This window comes from Bacillus cereus group sp. RP37 (assembly GCF_040459695.1).
Classification (GTDB): Bacteria; Bacillota; Bacilli; order Bacillales; family Bacillaceae_G; genus Bacillus_A.
The window spans coordinates 4,309,803-4,332,349 of sequence record NZ_JARVHP010000001.1 but is presented as its reverse complement, the minus strand read 5'-3'; the positions used below and the strand labels follow the sequence as shown (position 1 = coordinate 4,332,349).

Here is a 22,547-nt window from a genome sequence, read left to right as displayed (position 1 = left end):
ATAAGTACGATTAAAAATATTATGTGGAAGTGAAAATGAGCTTGAACTTTAGATGGAGATGGAGTAGTACTTATAAATAAGTGGCTGTCTCCTATGCAGAGTTTAAAGGGCTACATGGATTTTATGAAATCAAGAGTACTTGAAATAAAGGTTAAACAAAACGGTACGGACATTGCCATCTGTATTTTTTTATAAATTTATAAAACTTTTCCATACAGTACGTCGTCTAATATATGGGAAGGAGGAAATGATGTGGATGAATTAACGGTAGAAGCGTTTGAAATAGAAGATAAGGAACTCCTTATCGATGAAATCATGAGCAAGTATGGACAAGAAGTCCTGCAGCTTGTGTATTCATATGTAAACAATAAAGAGATTGCGGAGGATGTAACGCAAGATATATTTGTGAAATGTTATAAATCTCTTCATACATACAAAGGGAAGTCGAATGTGAAAACGTGGTTATGGAGAATTGCGATTAATCAATGTAAGGACTATATAAAGAGTTGGTATAACAACAAGGTGATCGTGACAGAGGATGAATTTACGTTTGTTGGGAGTCAAAAAGAGAGCGTTGAACAAACTGTCATTCAAAATGCGGAGGACCGTGAGCTGGCTTCTGCGGTAATGAATTTACCGATCAAATATCGAGAAGTGATTTATCTATTTTATTATGAAGAGTTATCAATTAAAGAGATCGCTATTGTAATAGAAGTGAAGGAAAACACGATAAAAACGAGGCTGAAAAAAGCGAAGGAGCTTTTGAAGAAAGGATTGGAGGAATAGTCAAATGGAAGATCGATTAAAAGGTTTGCGAAAATCAATGGAGAACACAACTTTTAAACATTTGAGTTTTTCTGATCAATATCGAAAGCAGGTGCGCGAAAAAATCAATGCGTCAAACGAAAAAGAAGAGGACATTTCTTTAGCGATTTTACAACTCCTCAGTAATGAAAAAACAGGATACGAATTGTCACAGCTACTACGAGGGAGAGGGATTCGGAAATTCGAAGGAAATGAAGGGTTTTTATATACCGTATTACATCGTCTAGAACAGAATCGCTTTATTCAATCTAGCTGGGATCATGAAGGAGCGAAATATTATCAACTAAATGATAAAGGAAGAAAGATGCTGCGAAAGGCAGAAAAAAATGCTACGAAGGCACAATTTATATTAAAAGGCTTAGTACAGGAGTGAGGCGAAATTGAATAAAAAAGGGGAACGTTTTGTAAGCGAAGTTACGAATCATATTAAATCAAAAGAAGCAAAGAGCTTTGTAGCAACCGAACTAGATTTTCACTTAAAACAGGCAAAGAACACATGGATAGAAAAAGGTTTAAGTGAGGAAGTTGCTGAAAATAAAGCTGTGGAACAAATGGGAAGTCCGGTTAAACTTGGTCAGGAGCTTAATAAACTTCATAAGCCAAAGGTGGATTGGTTCTTACTTATTTTATTAGTGGCTGCGATGGGGTTAGGTTTTTTGCCAGTTATAGCTTTTGGATATATGAATGATTTACTAATGGATAAGGTGATATCTGTTGTTCTTGGTATTGCAACAGCATTAGGGATGATGCTGATTGATTATCGGAAGTTAGAGAGATTTGGATGGCTGTTTTATACAATTGGGGTACTTATCTTGTTAATGCTATACTGCTTTCCGAATGCTGGGATGCTTGGAGAACCGATAATAAAAGTTGGTCCTATTGCAATTGACCGTTTAATGGCGGTACCTTTCTTCTTTTTAGCTTGGGCTTCTTTTTTCAATAACAATAGATTGAAAGTTAGGTATCTTGTAGTGTTGTATTTATTTTCTTTGTATTTATTCTTAATTGGCGCAGCTTTTTCAGTGATTTTTATTTATATCACGATGGTATTCGTTATGCTTTGGTGGAGTAAGTTAGGAAAGAAAACGGCATTAATTATTACAATTGTACCAATCTGTTTATTGATTATAAGGGTGTCTTTTTCCTGGCCCTCAGTAAAAGGATATCATTTGGATAGATTTTTAGGGTATTTGAATCCAGAGCGTGATGCACAGGGCGCAGGATTTATGTATATACGTTTAAAAGAGGTAATGTCGTCAGCAGGTTGGTTTGGTACATATGGAGATGTAAAGCTCATCCCTAATCCAGATACTGATTTTGTATTTGCAAGTTTAACTTATTATTATGGATATGTGCTTGCGCTGGTTCTTGTCTTAATTCTTTCTCTTTTTGTAGCGCGGTTAATGTTCATATCTTATAAAATAAATGACCGGTATGGTAAATTGCTTCTCATTGGAGGAATGACTCTTTTCGTAGTTCAATTCCTTTATAACGTTGGTATGATTTTAGGTTTATTACCGATTACTGCTATATCCTTACCTTTTATTAGTTATGGATTAACACCTACTTTATTTCATGCATTTATAATGGGAATCGTACTAAGTGTATATCGACGTAAAGATATTCCAGCGAGAAAATCAGCTTAAAAAAACAAACCACCCGTTCCCTATCTTCTTTAGGGAATAGGTGGTTTTATTTACACACTTAACAAGTTTTTTCCGTTTTCAACTTCTCCGCATGAATCTGGAATTTGCTTATCTTTTATTAATAGTAATAGAAGTTCAAAAAACTGTTCACGTTGCTCTAATGTGAGGTTTTGCAAAATATCGTTTGCGACCTTATCTTGGAAAGTGAGCGCCTTCTCCATATTGGAGTGCGCGCGTTCAGTAAGTTGAATTAATGTAGCTCGGCGATCAGTTGGATTTGCCATTATATTTATGATAGTTTAGCATTCATACTTGTTTTTAAAAGGAAATAACGTCACTTTAAAAAAAGATATATTCTACTTTAAAGGTGTAAGTCCTGCACAAAAAAAGAAACACCCTGATTGTTATCAAGGTGTAATAAGTTCAAAACTCTCCGAATTAGCCCCAAGTATAAAAGGACTAACCTCACCAACGCTATATAGTTGTAATTCATGCATCGCGCGCGTACAAGCAGTGTAGAACAATCTGCGTAGACTTTCATCACTATACACATCTTGAGAGGCATCGTAAATAATAACAGCGTCAAATTCGATACCCTTCGCTAAGTAAGCAGGAATCACGACAATGCCTTGCTCATACTCGGCTGAGCTACTCTTCACAAGTTTAATACCTTCAATGCTACTAAGTGCCTCATAGGCAGCGGCACTTTCGGCAGCGGATTTACATATAATTGCGATCGTATTGTGCTTCTCTGTTTGTAGTTCAGCAACTTTGGCAGTAATATGCTCGTGCAGTTCGTTGTCATTCGATACTTTGGTCACTGTAGGTTTCTCGCCGTCACGTTCAAAGGCGTGAATGTTCTCTCCTTCTGGTACGAGGGCACGTGTAAATTCAATAATTGGTTTTGTTGAGCGATAGCTACGAGTTAAGTTGATGCCGTTCGTTTCATCTGGTCCGTATAAGCTAGTAAGTGTATTGAAATTCACTGCTTCACTCGCATGGGCAAATATCGCTTGGTTAAAGTCCCCAAGTACCGTCATTCTTGCAGCAGGGAAGAGACGTTTCAAAAACTCGAACTGAAACGGCGAATAATCTTGCGCTTCGTCTACGAGTACGTGTTTAATCGATCTGTTCGTTTGGAAGCCTTCAATTAACTCTTTTAAAAGTAAAAATGGAGTCGCATCCTCGTAATATAGCTTTCCTTCATCGAGCATGTTTACTGTTAATGAGCAAATATCATCCCACTCTTTCGGTTTTTCTCCAGTAACCCATGATGCATCTGTGAAGAGTTGTTTATATATTCCTGTGAAATTGATGAAACGTAATGTTTGAACACCTTTACGAAGTGGCTTCAATTTTTTGCGGACAATCATACGTCCAAGTACTTTCGTTTCTTTCTCAAAATCATGAAAGGAGTTGTCGTCAAACTCGCCCTTTTTCTGCAAGTATTTATAAGCTTTTTGATATTCATCTTTACTAAGTAGTTCAATTTCTTCTTCTACCCAAGGCTTTTTCAGTTCTGTCTTTTCAAGTGCATCTATTTGTTTATTTAGCCAATCTGTTAACTTCTCAATTCGACTATGGAAGCGGAGGGAGGAGTCAGTGTTGTAAAATTGCTCTGTAATTTCTTTTGCAGAAACAATTAGTTTTCCTCTAAATTTCATTCCTCTAAATAGCATGCCTGAAGATTCAAGGGATTGTCTGTACGCTCTAATCATCTCGAAAAATTGAGTAGATGCTTTAAATCGAATGCTAGCATTTCTCGTTTTATAGGTAGGGCTATTCGTTTCAGTTAACATATATTCTAATTGCTCATAAGGATCTTCAACGTCAAATGACTTACTTAGTCTATGGTTTAAATATTCTTGGAATGTAACTTGCTGCATATTCTCTTCACCGAGTTCAGGCAATACGTTAGATACGTAGCTGTTGAACATAGAGTTAGGGGAGAAGAGAATAATTTGATCTGCTTTTAACCATTCGCGATATTTATATAGTAAGTAGGCGATTCGTTGCAGGGCAGCTGACGTTTTACCGCTACCAGCAGCTCCTTGCACGATAAGTAGTCGGCCTTCATCGTGACGAATAATTTCATTTTGCTCGCGCTGAATTGTAGCAACGATGCTTTGCATATGTTTGTTCGTACCTTTTCCGAGCGCTTGTTGCAAGATTTCATCACCAATTGTAAGGCTCGTATCGAACATAGAATCAATCTCGCCATTTTGAATAATGTATTGTAATTTCTTCTCCACATTACCGTGGATTACGCCTCCTGGTGTACTATATTCGGCTGGTCCTGGTGGATAATCGTAGTACACACTCGAAATGGGTGCGCGCCAGTCATATATAAGAAAGTTTTCTCCGCTTGCATCAGTAAGTGTAGCTACGCCGATATAAATTTTCTCTGCAGCAGATTCTCCTTCTTCTTTGAAATCAATTCGTCCGAAGTAAGGTGCTTTATGCATGCGTCTTAATGCGGCAAGTCGATTAAAGGTGTGCTTATGGGTAATTTGTGTGACAGCTAGTGACTGAGCTTGTTGTCTTAAGTTGATAACTGTTTCAAGATAATCATCAAAAGTATCAGTATTCACTTTCACGTCATCCCAGAAGTGTTTACGAATATGGATTACTTCTGCCCGGCGTCTGCCAGTTTCGTTTTCCAGTTTATCAATTTGCTCCGTAATGGTTTCTATTACGGTATCCAATCTTTTTTGCTCTAGATCAAGTTTTTTATTCATAAATAAGCACTCCTTTAAAAGTGAAAAATAGGGGTTGACTGAAGATGTGTTTTGGTGTAAAATTAAGATACGGATAAATACGTTCCTTCCATTTTAGAAAACGTGTTTCTGTACTAATTTAACATAATTTTTTCATTTAATCAATGATAATAAGATAAACCTTGGTCCGTGCTACGTGGATCAAGGTTTTTTTGTGTTTTTGAAGAGGGGATCGCAATCACTGTCAGTTTTTACTGGTGAGTCGATATAATTGAAAAATCGCTGCTATATTTAGGACCAAGGTTAATCTATTTGAGAATTAACCTTATAATTTCATTTATCGAGAGAAGAGAGTATACAAAAAAGCTCGGGCCTAAGCCCAAGCTTTTTTCAATTCATTATTTCTTTTCGTCTTTCTTAGCGTCAGCTTTTTGCTCTTTGAAAAGATCTTTTAAATCTTTGTCGTCAACTTTTACGTCAGCTTTTTTGATTTCTTTCATCATAAGATCGTTCATGAATTCGCCGTCTTGTGCTTTCTTCGCAACTAACTCTTTTTTCAGGTCAGCTTTTGATTGCTCAAATGATTTTTCTGGCTCTTTAATGTCTGTAACTTTAATGATGTGGTAACCGAATTGTGTTTTTACAGGTTCGCTTACTTCATCTTTTTTCAGTTTATAAGCAGCATCTTCGAATTCTTTAACCATTTTACCATGTTCGAAGAATCCTAAGTCTCCACCTTTTTCTTTTGAACCAGTATCTTCAGAGTATTGTTTCGCTAACTCTTCGAAAGATTTACCTTGTCCAAGTTCTTCTTTAACCTTTTTAGCAGTCGCTTCATCTTTTACAAGAATGTGGCTTGCTTTAATTTCAGGTTTGTAGCTTTCTTTTAGTTCTTTATCAGTGATTGTTTTCTCGATAGCTTTTTCCTGCGCTAATTGAGCACGCACACCAGTTTTTAAAGTTTCTTCTTTAATACCTTGTTGTTTTAATAGTGTATCGAATTGATCACCGTATTGTTTTTTCATCTCATCGAACTTTTTGTCTACTTCTTTGTCTTCAACTTTGTAGTTTTTAATAAGTACTTTTTCCATAACCATGTTGTTTAATACTTGTTTACCAGCTTGTGTCTTCATTTGATTGTAGAACTCGTCTTTTGTAATGTCACCAGCTTTAGATGTAACGATTTTGTCTGATGATGATGTTCCACATGCTGATAATGCGATTACACTTGTTGCGGCTAAGGCAAGCATAGCTTTCTTCATTCGATAAACACTCCTACTATTATGTATTTTTAATTTATCCCACACCAATGAATTTTGGTTCATAAGAGCCCGATTAAGTCTCACTGATACTTTTGCTTTTTTCGTTGGTAAAGCGCGCTTAACAGGGCTTACCGAGGCTGAGGATAAAGTTAAGATGCGTGTCATTTATTTCATAGTATAAGCAATATGTACAAAATTTAATATATCATATTTCGACTCGATTTCATATTGATAAAGAAAAATTAACCAGTGTGTGTCAGATTTTGAAGGTGTAGCCTATTGGGCGCATGCCGCATATATAGAAAAGAGGAGGGGATGGGGATGAATTCTCAACTTATTTTATTACTTGTACTGTTTATTTTATTGGTTATAGTAGGTATAATTTGCTTATAGAGGAAAAAAGTGAGGAAAGGGCTTTCCTTCCTCACTTTCCATGAAATATAATTTCTATATAACTAGAAATTAATAAAATTGTTATACATACATTAATAACCCGAAAGACACCGGGTTGGCGGCTCGCAGCTATTTGTTTTCGTTCACACAGTGTATGTGTCATGAAATTCGTGTAAAATATAACAAGAAGTGCGAATGCGACAAAAACAACTGTTATAAGTGTCATGAGGCGAGACCTCCTTTTGGCTAAAATACATATACTTTATATATTGTATCATACGATATTTTGTTCGTGTTATAAAATTCAGAAATAGAAGACTTTGTGTTAGAAAGTGAGGGAGAAAATGGACGTTGTTAGAAGATTAGAACAAGCTGAATACTACGTAGACCTACTATTTAAAATGATTGATGAAGAAAAGTGTCCATTTTATTCTTTGATCATAAAGAAAAAAGCTCGTAAAAAAGATATTGAACGTATACTAAATCTTTGTGAAATACTGAACGAGCAATATGTAGTGGAGAAAGCAGAAGGGCTTCTTTTGTTCGATGCGCTGTTAGATCAATTTGAAAAAGCGCTTCCACATCAGCTCGAAGTACACGAAACTGCGGAAGCGCTAGCAAAACAAGGTTTATTTAAGCCGCTTATGAATGAATTCTTAAGCATGATTGCGAAAAAATAAATAGATTACTTCTTAACTAACTTCTGATCGGATTCTGTAAAGTTCTCTTCAATATCTTCTAATGATTTCTCAAAAATATCGATGAAGTCTTGTCCGTAAATATTACGCAAGATAGCAATCAGTTCGATATTTTCTGGGAACTTCCCATAAAAATTACGAAGTGCAAGAGCCCCATTAAACACTGAATTATTTTCAGGATCATACTCCTCCATTAAGCGAAGTAGTAATTCTTCCCCTTTGTCTGTAATTTCAATGTACGTATTTCGTTTGTCATCTTCTTTTTTCGAGAATACAAGATAGCCGCGTTCTTCCAGCTTTTTCGAGAAGTTAAACGCCGTTGATACGTGCATAACTCCAAACTTAGCAATCTCAGAAATAGAAGCCCCTTTTAAATGATAAGCGATTGTTAAAATATGATGCTCATTGATGTTTAAATCATAAGGCTTAATCCACATCTGCCAATCTTTCTCTACACATTTCCATAACGCTTTCGATAATTGAGCAATGCGTTGGCTGAAAATCATCGCTTCTTTTACCGAGTAATCTTTTTCTCCACTTTTCATTTACTCACCCACTTTAACATTCTTTTTCATTACTATCTATTATGCCAGTAAAATAAAAATTAATAAAGTCTTTTTGTGAGAATTGTGAAAATTTTTTAAAAAAATGACATTCTATACAAATCATGCATAACTATGGAAGCGGTTTATGAGTCACGAATACATGTGTTGTCCATACATGTTAAGTGATAACATATATTGTAAATGCATAAAAACACGGCATATCTATGTGATATGCCGTGTTAAGGTCAATTTATATAAAAAATATTTGTTATATGCAAAAAACTAAGCAGGAATTTGTTTACGCTTTTTCCGGAACAGCTTCTTGCAGTTTCTCAATTGATTTTTGAATGTCCAAAATCTCTTGCTCAATATGTCGTTTGTTTTGAGAAATATCTTGCTTCCAGTTAGAAAGCGTATCGTGCATATCGTCTTTTAATTCTTGAAACACTTCTTTACCTTCTGAAGCAGTTTCAACGATTTGACGTTTTAATAATTTTGTATCAGCTGTAATATCAGCTAAAGTTTTTTTAATATCAGTTCCTTTTTCTTTCAGCTTACTGCGCATAGCTTTACCAGAAGAAGGGGTAGAGAAAAGAACAGCTAATCCAGCAACTGCTCCGCCGCAAATGACACCTGTAATAAAGGATTTAGCTTTTGACATAAAAGGAAACCTCCTTATTTTTTGTTCGTATTCATGATGTGAAAAAATATGCATATCTGTAAGACAAGGGAAAGAAAAGTGTGCAGTGCACAGTCCCCGGCATCTTAAGTGGAGAAACAAGCCATGCAATATGTAATCACTTTAGGAAAGTGGCTTGCTATGTATTACTTCTTATTATAGTGTCACTATTTTACACTATTTGCAATTGTACTTGCGATGTTTTGTAAATTTTCCATTGTGTATTCATTTTGATGTGATTTCCAAACAGCACCGAAACCATCGTTTTCACCGTAGCGTGGAATTAAATGAAGGTGGAAGTGGAACACAGTTTGTCCAGCTTTTTCACCGTTATTGTTAAGTAGGTTAAAGCCAACTGGATTAAACTCTGCTTTAATCGCGTTTGCGATTTTCGGAACGACAGAAAAAATATGTGACGCGATTTCTGGCGTTAACGCAAAAATGTCTTGTTTGTGAACTTTTGGAATAACAAGGGTATGTCCTTTTGTTACTTGACTAATATCTAAAAATGCAAGCACATGTTCATCTTCGTATACTTTTGAGCAAGGGATTTGCCCGTCAATAATTTTACAAAAAATACAATTATCCGCTGTATGATTCATTGATCTCATCCTTTCAAATAGCCTTAGCCGTATTTTACCATAATTATATAAGAGAACAAACACGAAAAACAGGAAGCTGACTCAGCTTCCTGTTTTCTGAAGAGGGATTGAAAAAGCATTATCGTAATTTACGTTTCGCAGACACCTCATTTATTTAAGAAATGCACGGTAAATCGGCTAAAGTTTCTGCCGTAGACACCCCATTTTCAAGTGAAATGAATTGCAATCTTTATAAAAGGAAATTGTTTATTTTTTAAAACAGTATATGCTCTTTCGGAGACACCCCGTTTCTAAAATGAAACAAATGATCTGGTTATGTGTAAATTTCTTTGTCCAACATGGACACCCCATTTCATGATGACTTCACTATGTTGTTGTACTCATCAATTGGTGGTCGCTTTTTCAATGTGTTCCTTCTTCACTAATTATGATGTCCGCTTTCGTAAAAATATATGCTAACAAATTTAAATTTTTTTTAAGACATCGATACTATGTAGTACAGCGCCATTTTTGGTAAGATGAATATAGAATGAATACTAATGAAGAAAGTGGTGTCGTATGAGCGAGTTATTGCGTGTAGAAAATGTTACAGGAGGATATACGAAACGACCTGTACTAAAAGATGTTTCGTTCTCTGTTAATAAAGGCGAACTTGTCGGCTTAATCGGTTTAAATGGAGCTGGTAAAAGTACGACGATTAAACATATTATCGGTTTAATGGAACCGAAAAAAGGAACTGTCACAATTAATGGGAAAACAATTCGTGATGATATGACAGCGTACCGTTCTAGTTTTTCGTTCATCCCAGAAACACCAGTATTATATGACGAGCTAACGCTAGAAGAGCATTTGAAATTAACGGCGATGGCGTACGGTGTCGATGAAAAACAATATGAAGAACGTGTAGGACAACTATTACAAGAATTTCGCATGAAAAATCGTTTGAAATGGTTTCCATCTCATTTCTCAAAAGGGATGAAACAAAAAGTAATGATTATGAGTGCGTTTTTAGTGGAACCATCTCTTTACATCGTGGACGAACCGTTCGTTGGGCTTGATCCGTTAGCGATTCAATCCCTACTTCAAATGATGGATCAAATGAAAAAGAGTGGTGCAGGAATCTTAATGAGTACACATATTTTAGCGACGGCAGAGCGTTATTGTGATTCGTTTATTATTTTGCATCAAGGCGAAGTAAGAGCGAAGGGAACATTATCTGAACTGCAATCACAGTTTAGTATGCCAGGTGCAACGTTAGATGATATTTATATTGCATTAACGAAGGAAGAAGATTATGAATAGCACAGCATTATGGAAAGAACGATTTCGTCACTTTCTAAAAGAAGTTCGTACATATAGTAAATACGTATTTAATGATCATTTGAAATTTATTTTCGTATTCATCATCGGCGCAGGAGCCTACTATTACCAGCAATGGTTACAAACGTTAACACCTTCGTTTCCAACAGCGCTCGTTATGGCAGTGTTGCTTGGTCTCGTATTAACGGCGGGATCCATCCAAACGTTATTAAAAGAAGCGGATCTCGTTTACTTACTGCCAGTTGAAGAAAAGTTAAAACCTTACTTCACAAAGGCATTTCTCTTTACGTTTATGATTCAGTTATACATAATCGCAATCGTGGCGGCAGCGCTTGCTCCGTTATACTTCCAGCAAATGAAACAAACAGGTGCAGCTTACATATGGATTGTAATCGCGTTTGTCATTGTAAAAGCGTGGAACTTATTCGTCGCATGGGAAAAATCATTTTTAACAGATCAAAATATACAAAGGGCTGATTGGTTCATTCGTTTTATTTTAAACGGCTTATTTGTATACTTCCTTGTAGAGCGTACTTCAGTTATGTTTATTGGCGGAATCGTTCTTCTTATGGTGTTATATCTCGCTATCCTGCATCAAATGGTGAAGGGAAAGCCGCTAAACTGGGAGTATTTAATTTCTGAAGAAGGTAAGAAAATGATGCTGCTGTACCGCATCGCGAATATGTTCGTTGATGTACCAGCATTAAAAGAGAGAGTAGCACGTAGAAAATGGCTTGATTTCATTCTTTCGATGATTGGTGAGAAGCGTACATATTTATACTTATATACGAGAACGTTTTTACGATCTGGTAACTATTTTGGCTTATATGTGCGCCTGCTCGCGCTTGGAGGAGTTATTCTTTACTTCATTCCGTTTTTATATGGACGATTTATTGTAAGCCTTATTTTCCTATACTTAATCGGTTATCAGCTATTAACTTTATGGAAGCATCACCGCATGAAGATTTGGCTTGATTTGTATCCGGTAGGGGGAGAAGAGAAGAAGAAAGATTTTCTTACTTTATTAAATGCGATCCTTATGATCGGCAGCGTTGTATTTACAGTTATATTCGCCCTTGCGACGAAAGATTTCATGATGACGGGAATTTTACTAGTCGTAAGCATAGTATTTAGTATCGGTTTCGTTTATCAATACGGGGCAAAACGTATTGAGCGTTTAAATTGAAGGGAATGAACCTATGATTACATATGAAGAGAAGGTTATAAAAGAGCTGGAGCAGTGGAAAGCTACATTCATGAAAGATTCTTCTATGATGACACGGTTCTCAAAGAAAGTGCAGACGAAAGTACAACAGCTTATTCCGGCGAAAGTACAAAAAGTATTAACAGAAACGATTCGGATGATGGTGCAAACAATTAGTGCCGGGTCAAACTTTATAAAGCCGAAATTAAAAGAGACGAACTGGTCACTGCAAAGACGAGACGACGAAGTACGTAAAAAAATGGATGAGTACAAAAAAATAGCAGCGGCAGAAGGAGCAGGGACGGGAGCAGGTGGTATTCTCCTTGGCCTTGCCGACTTTCCGCTTTTACTCGGCATTAAAATTAAATTTTTATTCGATGCCGCAACATTGTACGGATTTGATACAAGTAACAAAGAGGAGCGCCTTTTTATCCTTCATGTTTTTCAACTTGCTTTTTCAAGTGACGATCACCGAAAAGAAATATGGAAAGCAATCGAAACGTGGGATACAGAAGAAGAAAATCATATGGACTGGGAAAAGTTCCAAACAGAGTACCGAGACTATATCGATTTAGCAAAAATGCTTCAGCTCGTACCAATAATCGGTGCCCCAGTCGGTGCATATGCGAACTATCAATTACTGCAAAGACTTGGAGAAGTGACGATGAATTGTTATCGTATGCGATTGCTTAATAGAAATTGATTTGCTTTATAAGAAAGAAGGCATCCTAACTTCCACAGTTAGGATGCCTTCTTTTTTATATTTATTATTCCCTGTCGAATGAAGGAATGGAGCGCAGTTTCTATAATATATTTACGGAAATCTTATTAAACCATAACAATATCTGTACCACCTCTAATCAATTACTTATAAGTAGGGTCTCGCCACATCGCCAGCAGCTTAAGAAATTGGCATTTCCCATATCGAAAAAAATGAGCTGAATTATTATAAATAACTCTGGAAAGATAAAATTTTCATTTTGGGGATACTTCAAAATATTAGCTTGGTGGACATAGGTATCACCACATGTCCATGGATTAAAGAAAGAGCCTATTATTAAACTGTATACCCTACTCTTTGGGTCGGAAGAGGTGCTATAGATGAATGTAAAGACATACAGGGCTCAAGTGTTTTCTTGGTCTAAGGAGGCCAAGGTAGAAATAGTAGAACTCATTTCCGCCGGCATAGGTATGGCCGGACCTGTTCTGTTCGCCACAGTTCTAGGCTATCCCGCTCTTGGTTTTGCTGCATCGGTCGGCAGTTTGGCAGTCAGTAGCGTGAAAGTCGGTTCGAGTTTTATAAATCACGGAAAAAAGTTGGCATCAGCGCTAATATCAGTAGTGCTCGCTGCGATTGCTGCTGTTCTCTCTTTCGGACATGGCTATCTGACATTTGGAGTCTTGATCCTGCTAGTAAGCCTTGCTGCGTTAATTGGCGGATATAGTCGTGCCTTGGCGGTGGCAACAACACGCTTTGTCATATTCCTGATCATCATCCTCAACATGGTCGACCAGACGGAGTACAGGATGGAACTAATTTTTTCAATCTTAGCAGGGGCGATTTGGACCGTCAGTATCAGCTTGGTGCTAGGCATCTGGGTACACCGTTGTTATAAATCATCGTTAGATGGAGATGTGAAAGGGCCAATATCGAAAAAAATCATTCTATGGCGGAATTCTCTTTCACACCTATCCGGTTGGCAATTCCCAATCAGGCTCGCATTATGTCTAGGTATAGCTGAGGGATTGCGAATACTTTGGCCCGAGCACCACTTCTATTGGATTGCAATTACCGTAGCGATCCTTACTCAGCGGAAAATAGAACTCTTTCCAATCAAAACAACGCAACGAGTGCTTGGTACAGTAATCGGCGTGATTGTTGCGAGCTTGCTTCTCGCAACTAGTCTACCAATTTGGGGGGTAGTTATAAGTATCGGACTATTCGCAGGTGTTCGACCTCTTCTAAAGGTTCGAAATTATCTTGTATACTCTGCAACGATGATCCCGCTCATTATTTTGATCATGGAAGCCGGCAAGCCGTTCCAGTTTATCATTCTGTTCGACCGTGTATTGGCAACCCTTATCGGTGCAGTCATCGTGATTGCAGTGAACTTGATATTCAGTAGAGCGATGGTGGAATCAGTGTAAAGGTGGTTATCTAGCCAAAGATGCTTTAATATTTCGGGTATCTTTTCCAGTTGAACAAAATCCCCTAAAATGAAAAAAACGCTATTCTTTCTGTAGAATCATAAGAAAGGATGGCGTTTTTTTGTGAATCCACCACCTAGTGAAATGGAGGAAGAATGGAGGCTGAACTTGGTTTTTCATGCGGCCAATCGCTCGGCAATGAAGCTTCTGTCTTATGGGAAGTATAAAGCGAAACAATCTGAAAGTGGATGGATGAGATATACAAATCCATAAGGTTTACTTAACAGACACTAACTAGCTTGGTGAGCATGAGGCACCGTCACATACCCATCAAGCTAAGGTCTTTAAGTACCCCCTAAACAAAATTTTTAATTTTTTTACAGTTATTTATGTGAATTCAACTCGTTTTTTTCGTTTTAAGAACAATGCATTTTTAAAGTTGATGACTATGCTCAAATTTGAGAGTCTTTTTTTCATATTTCTATTCATATTTTTCATCTTTTTACCAATAATATACAAATAGAGTTACTTGAGCTTATTTTATTGTATGTAGGGGTGCAAATATGAAAGTATCAATTTTTATCACTTGTGTGGCAGATGTTTTTTATCCAGAGGTCGGAAGTGATGTCGTCGAAATTCTTGAAGATTTAGGCTGTGAAGTTGATTTTCCTAAAAGCCAAACTTGCTGCGGACAACCTGCCTATAATAGCGGGTACGTGAAAGAAACAAAAACAGCTGCAAAACATATGATTGAAGTCTTTTCTAGTTCAGAATATGTTGTGGCACCATCGGGTTCGTGCGCGATGATGGTTCACGAGTTTTCTAGCTTATTTTCTGACAGTGAAGCGGAGTGGAAGAAAAAAGCGACGGAGCTTGCGAATAAAACGTATGAATTTACACAATTTCTCGTTGAAGTATTAGGGAAAGAAGACTTAGGTGCGGAGCTTCATAAAAAAGCAACGGTTCATACATCGTGTCATATGAGCCGATTAATGGGAATTAAAGAACCACCACAAAAATTATTAAAATGCGTCAAGGGACTAGAAGTTGTTTCGTTGCCACATAATTATGATTGCTGCGGATTTGGAGGAACATTTTCAGTGAAAATGCCAGAAATCTCTGAACAAATGGTCGATGAAAAAGTAAAGCATATTATGGAAACCGGTGCGGACTTGTTAATTGGGATGGATTGTAGCTGCCTAATGAATATAAAAGGACGTTTAACACGAAATGGCTATCCAATTGATGTAAAACATATCGCTCAAGTATTAAATGAAGACCGAAAATAAGAGGGGGAAATAAAGATGGGAATGAAAATCGGGAACGATCCCTTTCATAAACGTACTGCAACCGGTATTGGTGATCAATTTATGCGACAGGCTGTTAGGAAAGCACAAGATGGTCTTAGGGGCAAGAAATTAAAAGCGACTGAGAGTCTTGGGAATTGGGAAGAATGGCGAGCTTTAGGAGAAGAAATTCGAAAGCATACATTAGAAAACCTTGATTATTATTTATATGAGCTGAGTGAGAATATTGAGAAAAACGGTGGTTTTGTTTATTTTGCAAAGACGGCCGAAGACGCAAGGGAATATGTAAAAGAGATTGTAAAAAAGAAAAATGCGAAAAAAATTGTGAAATCAAAATCGATGGTAACGGAAGAGATTAGTTTGAATGAGGCAATTGAAGAAGCTGGAGCGGAAGTGTTAGAAACAGATCTTGCTGAATTTATTCTACAAGTGAACGACCACGATCCGCCGTCACATATTGTTGTTCCGTGCCTTCACAAAGATAAAGAACATATTTGTGAAATATTTAAAACAAAGTTAAATTACACTGGAACATCTGACCCTACGGAAATGGCGAGGTTTGTAAGAAGCTATTTACGAGATGATTTCTTTGCGGCGGATATAGGAGTGACTGGATGTAACTTTGCAGTTGCAGAGTCTGGGTCCATTTCTATCGTAGCAAACGAAGGAAATGCAAGACTTACTACGACACTTCCGAAAACGTTAATTACAGTTATGGGAATGGAGCGTATTGTTCCGACATGGGAAGAGCTTGATGTTTTAGTAACACTTCTATGCCGAAGTTCTGTAGGACAAAAGTTAACGAGTTATATTACAGGATTAACGGAGCCTGGCGGGACAGATGGACCTGAGGAATTTCATTTAGTTATTGTGGATAATGGTCGTTCTGATATTGTAGGGACAGAATTCCAAAGTGTCCTACAGTGTATTCGCTGCGCAGCATGTATTAATGTGTGTCCTGTATACAGGCATATTGGTGGACATGCATATGGCTCCATTTATCCAGGGCCAATTGGAGCTGTGTTGACACCGCTTTTAGGGGGATATGATGAATATAAGGATTTACCTTATGCCTCTAGCCTTTGTGGTGCGTGTACAGAAGCATGTCCAGTGAAAATCCCGTTACACGACTTATTAATTAAACATCGCAGCCGCATTGTAGAAGAAAAACGATCACCTGTAGCTTGGAATGCGGCTATGAAAGGTTTTGAAAAAGTAGTGAAGAGTCCTAGCTTATTTTCTTTTGCGGCGAAGAGCGCTCCGTATGCATTAAAACCTCTTGCGAAAGGTGATAAAATCGAGCGTGGCATTGGGCCGTTAAAAGCTTGGACAGATGCGAGAGATTTCCCGGTTCCGAAAAAACAACCGTTTCGAAAGTGGTTTGAAAAACACGTAAAGGAGAACGATGATGGCCATCCAAAATCGTGAGGAATTTTTACTCCAATTATCAGAAAAGCTTGGTAGGAAACGTCCAGAAGCAGTGGAAAAGCCGAAATGGTCTTTTGCCCCGCAGTGGACTGTTTTTGACGGACTCGCGCAAGACGAACTTGTAGTACAGTTAATGGAGCACTGCGAAGTCATTCATACAGAAGTAAAGCGAACAACGAAGGAAAATCTAGTTGAAACATTTCAATCTTTACTAAAAGAATGGAATATTAAATCCGCAATGTATGCGAACGATGAGCGCTTTCATGAGTACGGCCTTACTCCACTTTTCAACAGTGAAGGCACAACGCATTTTCGTATTTGGGGATTGGATCATAAAGAAGAGGACATAGCATTTGCGAAAGCTGCTGACCTTGGCATTACGTTCAGTGATATGACCCTGGCAGAATCAGGAACCGTTGTACTATTTAATGACGGGTTAAAGGGAAGACATGTTAGCCTTCTTCCAGAGTCGTACATTGCAATTGTTCCTAAAAGTACGATCGTGCCAAGATTAACCCAAGCTACAAAAATGATCCATGACCAAAATACATCAGGAAAAAAACTGCCCGCTTGTGTGAATTTCGTTTCTGGTCCATCAAATAGCGCAGATATTGAAATGAACCTTGTCGTAGGTGTACATGGGCCAATCCGAACAGCGTATATTATTGTGGATGATCAATAATGAAAATAGAAAGCACTGGCCGTTTATATAGCCAGTGCTTTTCTTACTGATGAAAGTTAAAGACCGAGTCCGCTATAGCCGCCGACTCCAGCTACGATTAATATGATAAAGAGCACAATGAGTACTATATAACCGCTACTAACGCCCTTACCATCTTGTCCAGCTTCACCGCCGCCAGTGCCACCACTACCACCTTTACCACCAAGTCCCATAGGAATATCCTCCTTATTGTTATATGTTGCTTTTACTTTATACTTTTCTGTATTTACCAATAAATTCCTTCCGTAGCGTTAACTAACTTGCAAATCATTTCGTTTCATTTTATAATTTACTTACCGACCGGTAAGTAAAAATAAGTGAGGTACAGTATGACAAAGAATTTACAAACATCGCAAAACATTGTCGAGGCATCATTTAAACTTATGGCAGAGCACGGTATTGAGAAGATGAGCCTTTCTATGATTGCGAAAGAGGTAGGTATTTCAAAACCGGCTATTTATTATCATTTTTCTTCTAAAGAAGCGTTAGTCGATTTTTTATTTGAAGAAATTTTTTCTGGGTATCATTTCGTGAGTTATTTCGATAAAGAACAATATACGAAAGAAAACTTTACAGAAAAGTTAATTTCAGATGGTTTACATATGCTCTCTGAATATGAAGGGCAAGAAGGAATATTACGCGTTATAAATGAATTTATCGTAACTGCATCGCGAAATGAAAAGTATCAGAAACGCTTATTTGAAATACAAGAAGATTTCTTAAATGGTTTTCACGATTTATTGAAGAAAGGTGTAGAACTTGACGTTGTTTCACAACAGGCAACGGAAGAAAATGCTCATACGTTAGCGCTTGTGATCGATAATATGAGTAATTACATGCTGATGGGATTCCAGTTAAAGTATAAAGAAATTTGGATTCAAAATGTGAAAAACGTAATGAAGGAGGAATAAAAGTGAAAATGCAAAAAAACTGGTGGCTCGGTTTTCTTGGGTTCATTGGAGTGTATAAAATTCCAGGCATGATAGAAGCTTTTCAAGCGGATGGAAGTTGGATGAAGCTAATCGGTTTCATTTGGCTACTTTGGTTCGGATATTTTATTCCCGAGAAGAAAGAAGATTGAATTTCAATTCCCTGTAAAGTTATGTAAAATATAATTTGAGAGTATTCATATATTAGATTACTAGATTTGGAGTGGTTACATGGATCCATTGAAGAATGAAATTCACCCTGACATGGTCAAGGTGTGGAAAGTTCGTGCTGTCATTGAAGAAGGGATTGGTATCCTCGTTATTTTAGCTTACCTTTTCCTCATGATAAAGTTTGATTGGTGGGCGTGGATTTTGTATGTGATGATTGGGCTAACAGTTGCGTTCGCACCATTTTCGTACTTCTTATTCCCGAAACTACGTCAACGTTATTACAGTTATCAATTAAATGAAGAAGAGCTTGAAATTCAGCACGGTCTTTTCGTCGTAAAGCGCGTATTAGTGCCGATGATTCGTGTACAACACGTGACGATTGAACAAGGGCCGATTATGAGAAAATATGGCTTAGCAGAATTACACATTTCAACGGCGGCAACTTCTCACAGCATCCCAGGCTTAACGATGTATGAAGCTGAAATGTTGAAAACGAAAATCGCAGAATTAGCGAAAGTGAGTGATGAGGATGTATAAGAGGCAGCATCCAATCACGATGTTATTAGAATTAAAAATAACAGACTTTATACCACTCATTATTTTCATGTTTAGTTTAAATGGAAAGTTTCCATTTTGGTATTTAATTCCCGCTGGATTCGGTTTACTCACTGTCTTTTCAGCGTTTGAAAAATGGTATTACACAACATATTGGGTTGAAAATAACGTATTGCATGTGAAACAAGGGCTCTTTGTGAAGAAGGAGAGCTATTTAAATAAAGAACGTGTTCAAACGATTAACACAAGTTCTAACGTGTTATATCAAATGCTCGGTTTAAAGAGAATTCAGATTGAAACAGCTGGCGGAGGCGATGATGCAGAAGTTAGCTTAGCTGGTATTACAGTAGAAGAGGCAACAGAGCTTATTGCAATGCTAAATGAGCCAACTCCAGAAGTGAAAGCAGAAGATACATCAGAAAAAGTAGTCGAAAAAGAAATCGTTACAGAAGAAAAACAAGCGACAGAATACAAATTAACTTGGAAAGAAATTTTATTAGCATCTGTTACATCTGGTCAGTTTGGACTATTATTCTCATTAATCTTTTTCGTGTACCACCAAGTAGATGAGTACATTCCAAAATGGATAGAGAATGGCGTAAAGTCGTATGTAATGGAACATGATATATATGGCTGGATTTTCATGGTAGCCATTTTGATCGTCCTTTCGTGGATTATATCGACAATCGGTTATGCGCTAAAACATGGAGATTTCACAGTGAATCGAAGGAATGACGAAGTCCGCATTTCGCAAGGTTTGCTTGAAAAGAAAGAGCTTGTACTAAAATTACATCGTATTCAAGGTATTACGATAAAAGAAAGTATGTTACGTCAGCCATTCGGCTATTGTGCTGTGCAAGTAGAAGTGATTCAAAGTAAGGGAATGGGTGACGAAAAAGAAAAAGTTACGCTGCATCCTATCATTCGAAAAGATCGCGTACAACAGTTACTCGCGCATTTACAATTACCATACGAACTGAATACAAATATTATTTCATTACCAAAAACAGCATTACGCCGCTATCTCATTGATAGTTTCATCTTTTTCGCAATGCTAGCAATCCCGCTTACTGGGATAAGTATATACTTTGAAAAGCACTACATCATGTGGGCATTACTACCGCTCGCAATCCTCATCTTTACACTTGGGTACGCAACATTTAAAACAAATGGTTACAGTGTAAATGGAGAGCAAATCACGCTTGTATATCGTAGCGTGGGAAAATATACAGGACTTGTTAGAAGAAGACACGTCCAATCAATGGAAAAGACACAATCATATTTCCAGCGCCGAGCAAATTTATGTACGTATAAGTTCTCTAACGCATCATCGGAGTATAAATTAGAGCATACGAGAGTAGAAGATGCGGAGAGAATGCAGGATTGGTATAAGAAGAGAATAAGTGAGAATTAAGTGGAATGGCTCGTCTTTTGCAGAAGACGGGCTATTTTTTCATGTGAAAATAATGAATAATATATGGGGAAGGGAAAAAGTGAGGTGAATGAGAGTGAGCAAATTTTTAATTCCGTATTCATTTTCTATATTAAGTTTTTTTATTTCAGTAACGGCACTTGATTTATATGATAGGATAGAAAATTTTAATGAGGGGACGTCGCCGAACATAATTGGAAAGGTAATTCAATCTACTTCGCAAATGGGAGTCCTTACATTGTATTTCGGAGTACCTATTATTTTAGGTGGATGTCTTCTTGGTGAGCTATTGTTTAGAGGTATCATTTTACGATTTAAATTGAGCTATATTATATCTTTATTATTATATCTACTTTTAGCTTTTAGTATCGTTTTCGTAACGGTAGGGATTCCAACTACATATGAAGATTCTAATAATTTTTTCATGGGGATAACTGTGATTTGCGCTGTTACATTCTTTGTGAGTCGGAATATATGGGAGAAAAAGTTGATAATGGAGTGACAAAATGAAACATACATGTCCATGCTGCGGATATAAAACAATAGAAGAAGAACCACCACCAGGTACATATGAAATTTGTAATATATGTTATTGGGAAGATGATGAGGTTCAGTTTAACGATCATGACTTTGAAGGCGGAGCGAATGAAGTTTCGTTAAGGCAAGCACAGAAAAATTTCATTGTATTTGGTGCTTGCGAGGAATGTTTTGTTGGATCAGTTAGAAAGCCGACTAGTGAAGATGTGAAGGATGCTAGTTGGAAGCAAACTTGTTAAATAGCTTTAAAAAAATGTTATTACTCAATGTAACAAGAGTAATAACATTTTTTTATGCAACGATGAAAGGATTAACGCCGTCTTATAAGGTAAAAAGAAGGAAGTAAATTTCACTAATGGATATATTAGGAATAAACATAAAGTATAGATGTATAGTCAGCTTTGTGTATTTAATGTTATCATATTGAATGATATGGAAATTTTTAATAGAAGAAGTAACGAACAATTCAAAGGCAATGAAGCTTTTGTTGTATAAAGAAAATATTTATTATTACTCAGCGATATTAAAAATAAGATACGTATTTATATAAATTTAGTAGAAATGGGGTTTTAAAAAGGAATGAGTACAAGTATAACACGGCAAAAGATTTTAGAAGCTGCTTCTCAAATTGTGCAATGTAAAGGGGTTGCTAAATTAACCTTAGAAGCGGTAGCAAAAGAGGCGGGGATAAGTAAAGGTGGATTGTTGTATCACTTTTCAAACAAAGAGGCTTTAATAGAGGGCATGATACTCAAAGGGACCGAGGAGTATCAAGACGCTATTCACAATAAAGTAGCGGAAGACTTAGAGAAGAAAGGAAGGTGGGTACGTTCTTTTGTAGAGGAAAGATTAAGTAATGAGAGAAGAGTAGAAGAGCTGGGTAGTAGTATGATGGCAGCATTAATGCTAAAACCTGAATTACTTGAACCGTTACAACAATCATTTCAGCAACTGCAACATAAAATAGAAAATGATGAGATAGATTCAGTTTGTGCCACAATTATTAGATTAGCAGCAGATGGATTATGGTATTCGGAATATTTAGGGGTTGGAAGATTAAGCCCCGAATTAAGAGAAAAAGTAATTCAAGCTCTTATCTATAATTCATATAAATAGAATATACAAACTATATAATGTAAAATAATTCACCATTACTTATTTAATGTAGTGGTGAATTATTTTTTTTATTAGAAAAATAGAACAATTTTATAGAGTATTGAATTATAACCGTCCAGACGGTATAGTAATATTTGGTTTAAGAGGAAAATGAAACAAAAAAAGAATAAAAAATATTTTTAGCACACTATTCGAAAGGATAGGCCGCAAAGCTTAGAGTCTACGGTAATACATATTGGTTACTAAGATCGTCTGGTTGCACATTTTTGATGCAACCGGACGGTCTTTTTTTGTTATATAAATATAAAAAAT

Annotated in this window: 27 protein-coding genes, 1 pseudogene and 1 riboswitch; of the genes and pseudogenes, 20 read left to right on the top strand and 8 right to left on the bottom strand. The window is 36.8% G+C overall.

Going from position 1 to position 22,547, the window contains the following annotated elements:
• Window positions 1-252: 252 nt before the first annotated feature.
• Genes QCI44_RS22860 through QCI44_RS22850 form a run of 3 tightly spaced genes read left to right on the top strand, consistent with a single transcriptional unit; the run spans window position 253 to window position 2,471 of the window.
• Window positions 253-786: a sigma-70 family RNA polymerase sigma factor gene (locus QCI44_RS22860; protein ID WP_088083413.1), complete on the top strand. Its 534-nt coding sequence runs from the start codon at window positions 253-255 to the stop codon at window positions 784-786.
• A gap of 4 nt (window positions 787-790) precedes the next feature.
• Window positions 791-1,198, top strand: coding sequence for a PadR family transcriptional regulator (locus QCI44_RS22855; RefSeq protein WP_016133843.1), 408 nt, complete (start codon window positions 791-793; stop codon window positions 1,196-1,198).
• A gap of 7 nt (window positions 1,199-1,205) precedes the next feature.
• Complete coding sequence (locus QCI44_RS22850) at window positions 1,206-2,471, top strand: FtsW/RodA/SpoVE family cell cycle protein (RefSeq protein WP_088083414.1); 1,266 nt, start codon at window positions 1,206-1,208, stop codon at window positions 2,469-2,471.
• Window positions 2,472-2,521: 50 nt separating this feature from the next.
• Here the strand turns inward: QCI44_RS22850 and QCI44_RS22845 are convergent.
• The 3 genes and pseudogenes from QCI44_RS22845 to prsA all read right to left on the bottom strand — a co-directional run.
• A pseudogene (locus tag QCI44_RS22845) lies at window positions 2,522-2,749 on the bottom strand (MarR family winged helix-turn-helix transcriptional regulator); the annotation flags it as partial.
• A gap of 129 nt (window positions 2,750-2,878) precedes the next feature.
• The gene (gene helD / locus QCI44_RS22840; protein ID WP_016133846.1) at window positions 2,879-5,209 is read right to left on the bottom strand and encodes an RNA polymerase recycling motor HelD; all 2,331 of its coding nucleotides are present in this window, start codon (window positions 5,207-5,209) and stop codon (window positions 2,879-2,881) included.
• A 377-nt stretch (window positions 5,210-5,586) separates the two neighbouring features.
• Window positions 5,587-6,450, bottom strand: coding sequence for a peptidylprolyl isomerase PrsA (gene prsA, locus QCI44_RS22835; RefSeq protein WP_000710056.1), 864 nt, complete (start codon window positions 6,448-6,450; stop codon window positions 5,587-5,589).
• Window positions 6,451-6,729: 279 nt separating this feature from the next.
• On the opposite strand from prsA, the gene QCI44_RS22830 reads away from it, so the two are divergent.
• The gene (locus QCI44_RS22830) at window positions 6,730-6,843 is read left to right on the top strand and encodes a hypothetical protein (RefSeq protein ID WP_002007073.1); all 114 of its coding nucleotides are present in this window, start codon (window positions 6,730-6,732) and stop codon (window positions 6,841-6,843) included.
• A gap of 31 nt (window positions 6,844-6,874) precedes the next feature.
• On the opposite strand, the gene QCI44_RS22825 is transcribed toward QCI44_RS22830, so the two are convergent.
• Complete coding sequence (locus QCI44_RS22825; protein ID WP_000172690.1) at window positions 6,875-7,069, bottom strand: hypothetical protein; 195 nt, start codon at window positions 7,067-7,069, stop codon at window positions 6,875-6,877.
• A gap of 118 nt (window positions 7,070-7,187) precedes the next feature.
• Between QCI44_RS22825 and QCI44_RS22820 the strand changes: the two genes are divergently transcribed.
• Window positions 7,188-7,523: a DUF1878 family protein gene (locus tag QCI44_RS22820; protein ID WP_000383651.1), complete on the top strand. Its 336-nt coding sequence runs from the start codon at window positions 7,188-7,190 to the stop codon at window positions 7,521-7,523.
• 5 nt (window positions 7,524-7,528) lie between these two features.
• Here the strand turns inward: QCI44_RS22820 and QCI44_RS22815 are convergent, their stop codons facing one another.
• The 3 genes from QCI44_RS22815 to QCI44_RS22805 form a co-directional block, all read right to left on the bottom strand.
• Window positions 7,529-8,086, bottom strand: a complete 558-nt coding sequence (locus tag QCI44_RS22815) for an HTH-type transcriptional regulator Hpr (RefSeq protein ID WP_000834918.1) — start codon at window positions 8,084-8,086, stop codon at window positions 7,529-7,531.
• A gap of 298 nt (window positions 8,087-8,384) precedes the next feature.
• Window positions 8,385-8,747, bottom strand: coding sequence for a YtxH domain-containing protein (locus QCI44_RS22810; RefSeq protein WP_016089010.1), 363 nt, complete (start codon window positions 8,745-8,747; stop codon window positions 8,385-8,387).
• Between the two features lie 185 nt (window positions 8,748-8,932).
• Complete coding sequence (locus QCI44_RS22805; protein WP_001016840.1) at window positions 8,933-9,367, bottom strand: HIT family protein; 435 nt, start codon at window positions 9,365-9,367, stop codon at window positions 8,933-8,935.
• A gap of 558 nt (window positions 9,368-9,925) precedes the next feature.
• On the opposite strand from QCI44_RS22805, the gene ecsA reads away from it, so the two are divergent.
• The 8 genes from ecsA (at window position 9,926) to QCI44_RS22765 (ending at window position 17,456) form a co-directional block, all read left to right on the top strand.
• Window positions 9,926-10,669, top strand: a complete 744-nt coding sequence (ecsA, locus tag QCI44_RS22800) for an ABC transporter ATP-binding protein EcsA (RefSeq protein WP_033659641.1) — start codon at window positions 9,926-9,928, stop codon at window positions 10,667-10,669.
• Window positions 10,662-11,873, top strand: coding sequence for an ABC transporter permease EcsB (gene ecsB, locus QCI44_RS22795; protein ID WP_016089007.1), 1,212 nt, complete (start codon window positions 10,662-10,664; stop codon window positions 11,871-11,873). The genes ecsA and ecsB overlap by 8 nt, the downstream gene beginning before the upstream one ends.
• A gap of 13 nt (window positions 11,874-11,886) precedes the next feature.
• Window positions 11,887-12,594, top strand: coding sequence for an ecs operon protein EcsC (gene ecsC / locus QCI44_RS22790; RefSeq protein ID WP_000634133.1), 708 nt, complete (start codon window positions 11,887-11,889; stop codon window positions 12,592-12,594).
• 398 nt (window positions 12,595-12,992) lie between these two features.
• Window positions 12,993-14,039, top strand: coding sequence for an FUSC family protein (locus QCI44_RS22785; RefSeq protein ID WP_016089006.1), 1,047 nt, complete (start codon window positions 12,993-12,995; stop codon window positions 14,037-14,039).
• 123 nt (window positions 14,040-14,162) lie between these two features.
• Window positions 14,163-14,312 carry a hypothetical protein gene (locus tag QCI44_RS22780; protein ID WP_016089005.1) on the top strand — a complete coding sequence of 50 codons (150 nt, stop codon included), beginning with the start codon at window positions 14,163-14,165 and terminating at the stop codon, window positions 14,310-14,312.
• Between the two features lie 290 nt (window positions 14,313-14,602).
• On the top strand, window positions 14,603-15,328 hold the full coding sequence (locus QCI44_RS22775; RefSeq protein WP_016089004.1) for a (Fe-S)-binding protein: 726 nt from the start codon (window positions 14,603-14,605) through the stop codon (window positions 15,326-15,328).
• 15 nt (window positions 15,329-15,343) lie between these two features.
• Window positions 15,344-16,774 (top strand): LutB/LldF family L-lactate oxidation iron-sulfur protein, encoded by a 1,431-nt coding sequence (locus QCI44_RS22770; RefSeq protein ID WP_016089003.1) that lies wholly within the window; start codon window positions 15,344-15,346, stop codon window positions 16,772-16,774.
• Entirely contained in the window at window positions 16,755-17,456 is a 702-nt protein-coding gene (locus QCI44_RS22765; protein ID WP_353811450.1) for a LutC/YkgG family protein, read from the top strand. Before QCI44_RS22770 ends, QCI44_RS22765 begins: the two co-directional genes overlap by 20 nt.
• Window positions 17,457-17,512: 56 nt before the next feature.
• Here QCI44_RS22765 and QCI44_RS22760 read toward each other — a convergent pair whose 3' ends face one another.
• The gene (locus QCI44_RS22760; RefSeq protein ID WP_116349160.1) at window positions 17,513-17,668 is read right to left on the bottom strand and encodes a sporulation protein YjcZ; all 156 of its coding nucleotides are present in this window, start codon (window positions 17,666-17,668) and stop codon (window positions 17,513-17,515) included.
• A gap of 156 nt (window positions 17,669-17,824) precedes the next feature.
• On the opposite strand from QCI44_RS22760, the gene QCI44_RS22755 reads away from it, so the two are divergent.
• The 7 genes from QCI44_RS22755 to QCI44_RS22725 all read left to right on the top strand — a co-directional run bounded on the left by QCI44_RS22755 (window position 17,825) and on the right by QCI44_RS22725 (window position 22,235).
• Window positions 17,825-18,406 carry a TetR/AcrR family transcriptional regulator gene (locus tag QCI44_RS22755; RefSeq protein WP_016089000.1) on the top strand — a complete coding sequence of 194 codons (582 nt, stop codon included), beginning with the start codon at window positions 17,825-17,827 and terminating at the stop codon, window positions 18,404-18,406.
• A gap of 2 nt (window positions 18,407-18,408) precedes the next feature.
• Window positions 18,409-18,576, top strand: coding sequence for a hypothetical protein (locus QCI44_RS22750; RefSeq protein ID WP_000783815.1), 168 nt, complete (start codon window positions 18,409-18,411; stop codon window positions 18,574-18,576).
• A gap of 79 nt (window positions 18,577-18,655) precedes the next feature.
• Window positions 18,656-19,132, top strand: coding sequence for a PH domain-containing protein (locus QCI44_RS22745; RefSeq protein ID WP_000371356.1), 477 nt, complete (start codon window positions 18,656-18,658; stop codon window positions 19,130-19,132).
• Window positions 19,125-20,564, top strand: coding sequence for a PH domain-containing protein (locus QCI44_RS22740; protein ID WP_016133850.1), 1,440 nt, complete (start codon window positions 19,125-19,127; stop codon window positions 20,562-20,564). The genes QCI44_RS22745 and QCI44_RS22740 overlap by 8 nt, the downstream gene beginning before the upstream one ends.
• 94 nt (window positions 20,565-20,658) lie before the next feature.
• Entirely contained in the window at window positions 20,659-21,084 is a 426-nt protein-coding gene (locus QCI44_RS22735) for a hypothetical protein (RefSeq protein WP_016088998.1), read from the top strand.
• Window positions 21,085-21,088: 4 nt separating this feature from the next.
• Entirely contained in the window at window positions 21,089-21,358 is a 270-nt protein-coding gene (locus QCI44_RS22730; RefSeq protein WP_098986627.1) for a CPCC family cysteine-rich protein, read from the top strand.
• A 340-nt stretch (window positions 21,359-21,698) separates the two neighbouring features.
• Window positions 21,699-22,235 carry a TetR/AcrR family transcriptional regulator gene (locus QCI44_RS22725; RefSeq protein WP_016088996.1) on the top strand — a complete coding sequence of 179 codons (537 nt, stop codon included), beginning with the start codon at window positions 21,699-21,701 and terminating at the stop codon, window positions 22,233-22,235.
• 171 nt (window positions 22,236-22,406) lie between these two features.
• Window positions 22,407-22,499, top strand: a riboswitch (cyclic di-GMP riboswitch).
• Window positions 22,500-22,547 lie beyond the last annotated feature (48 nt).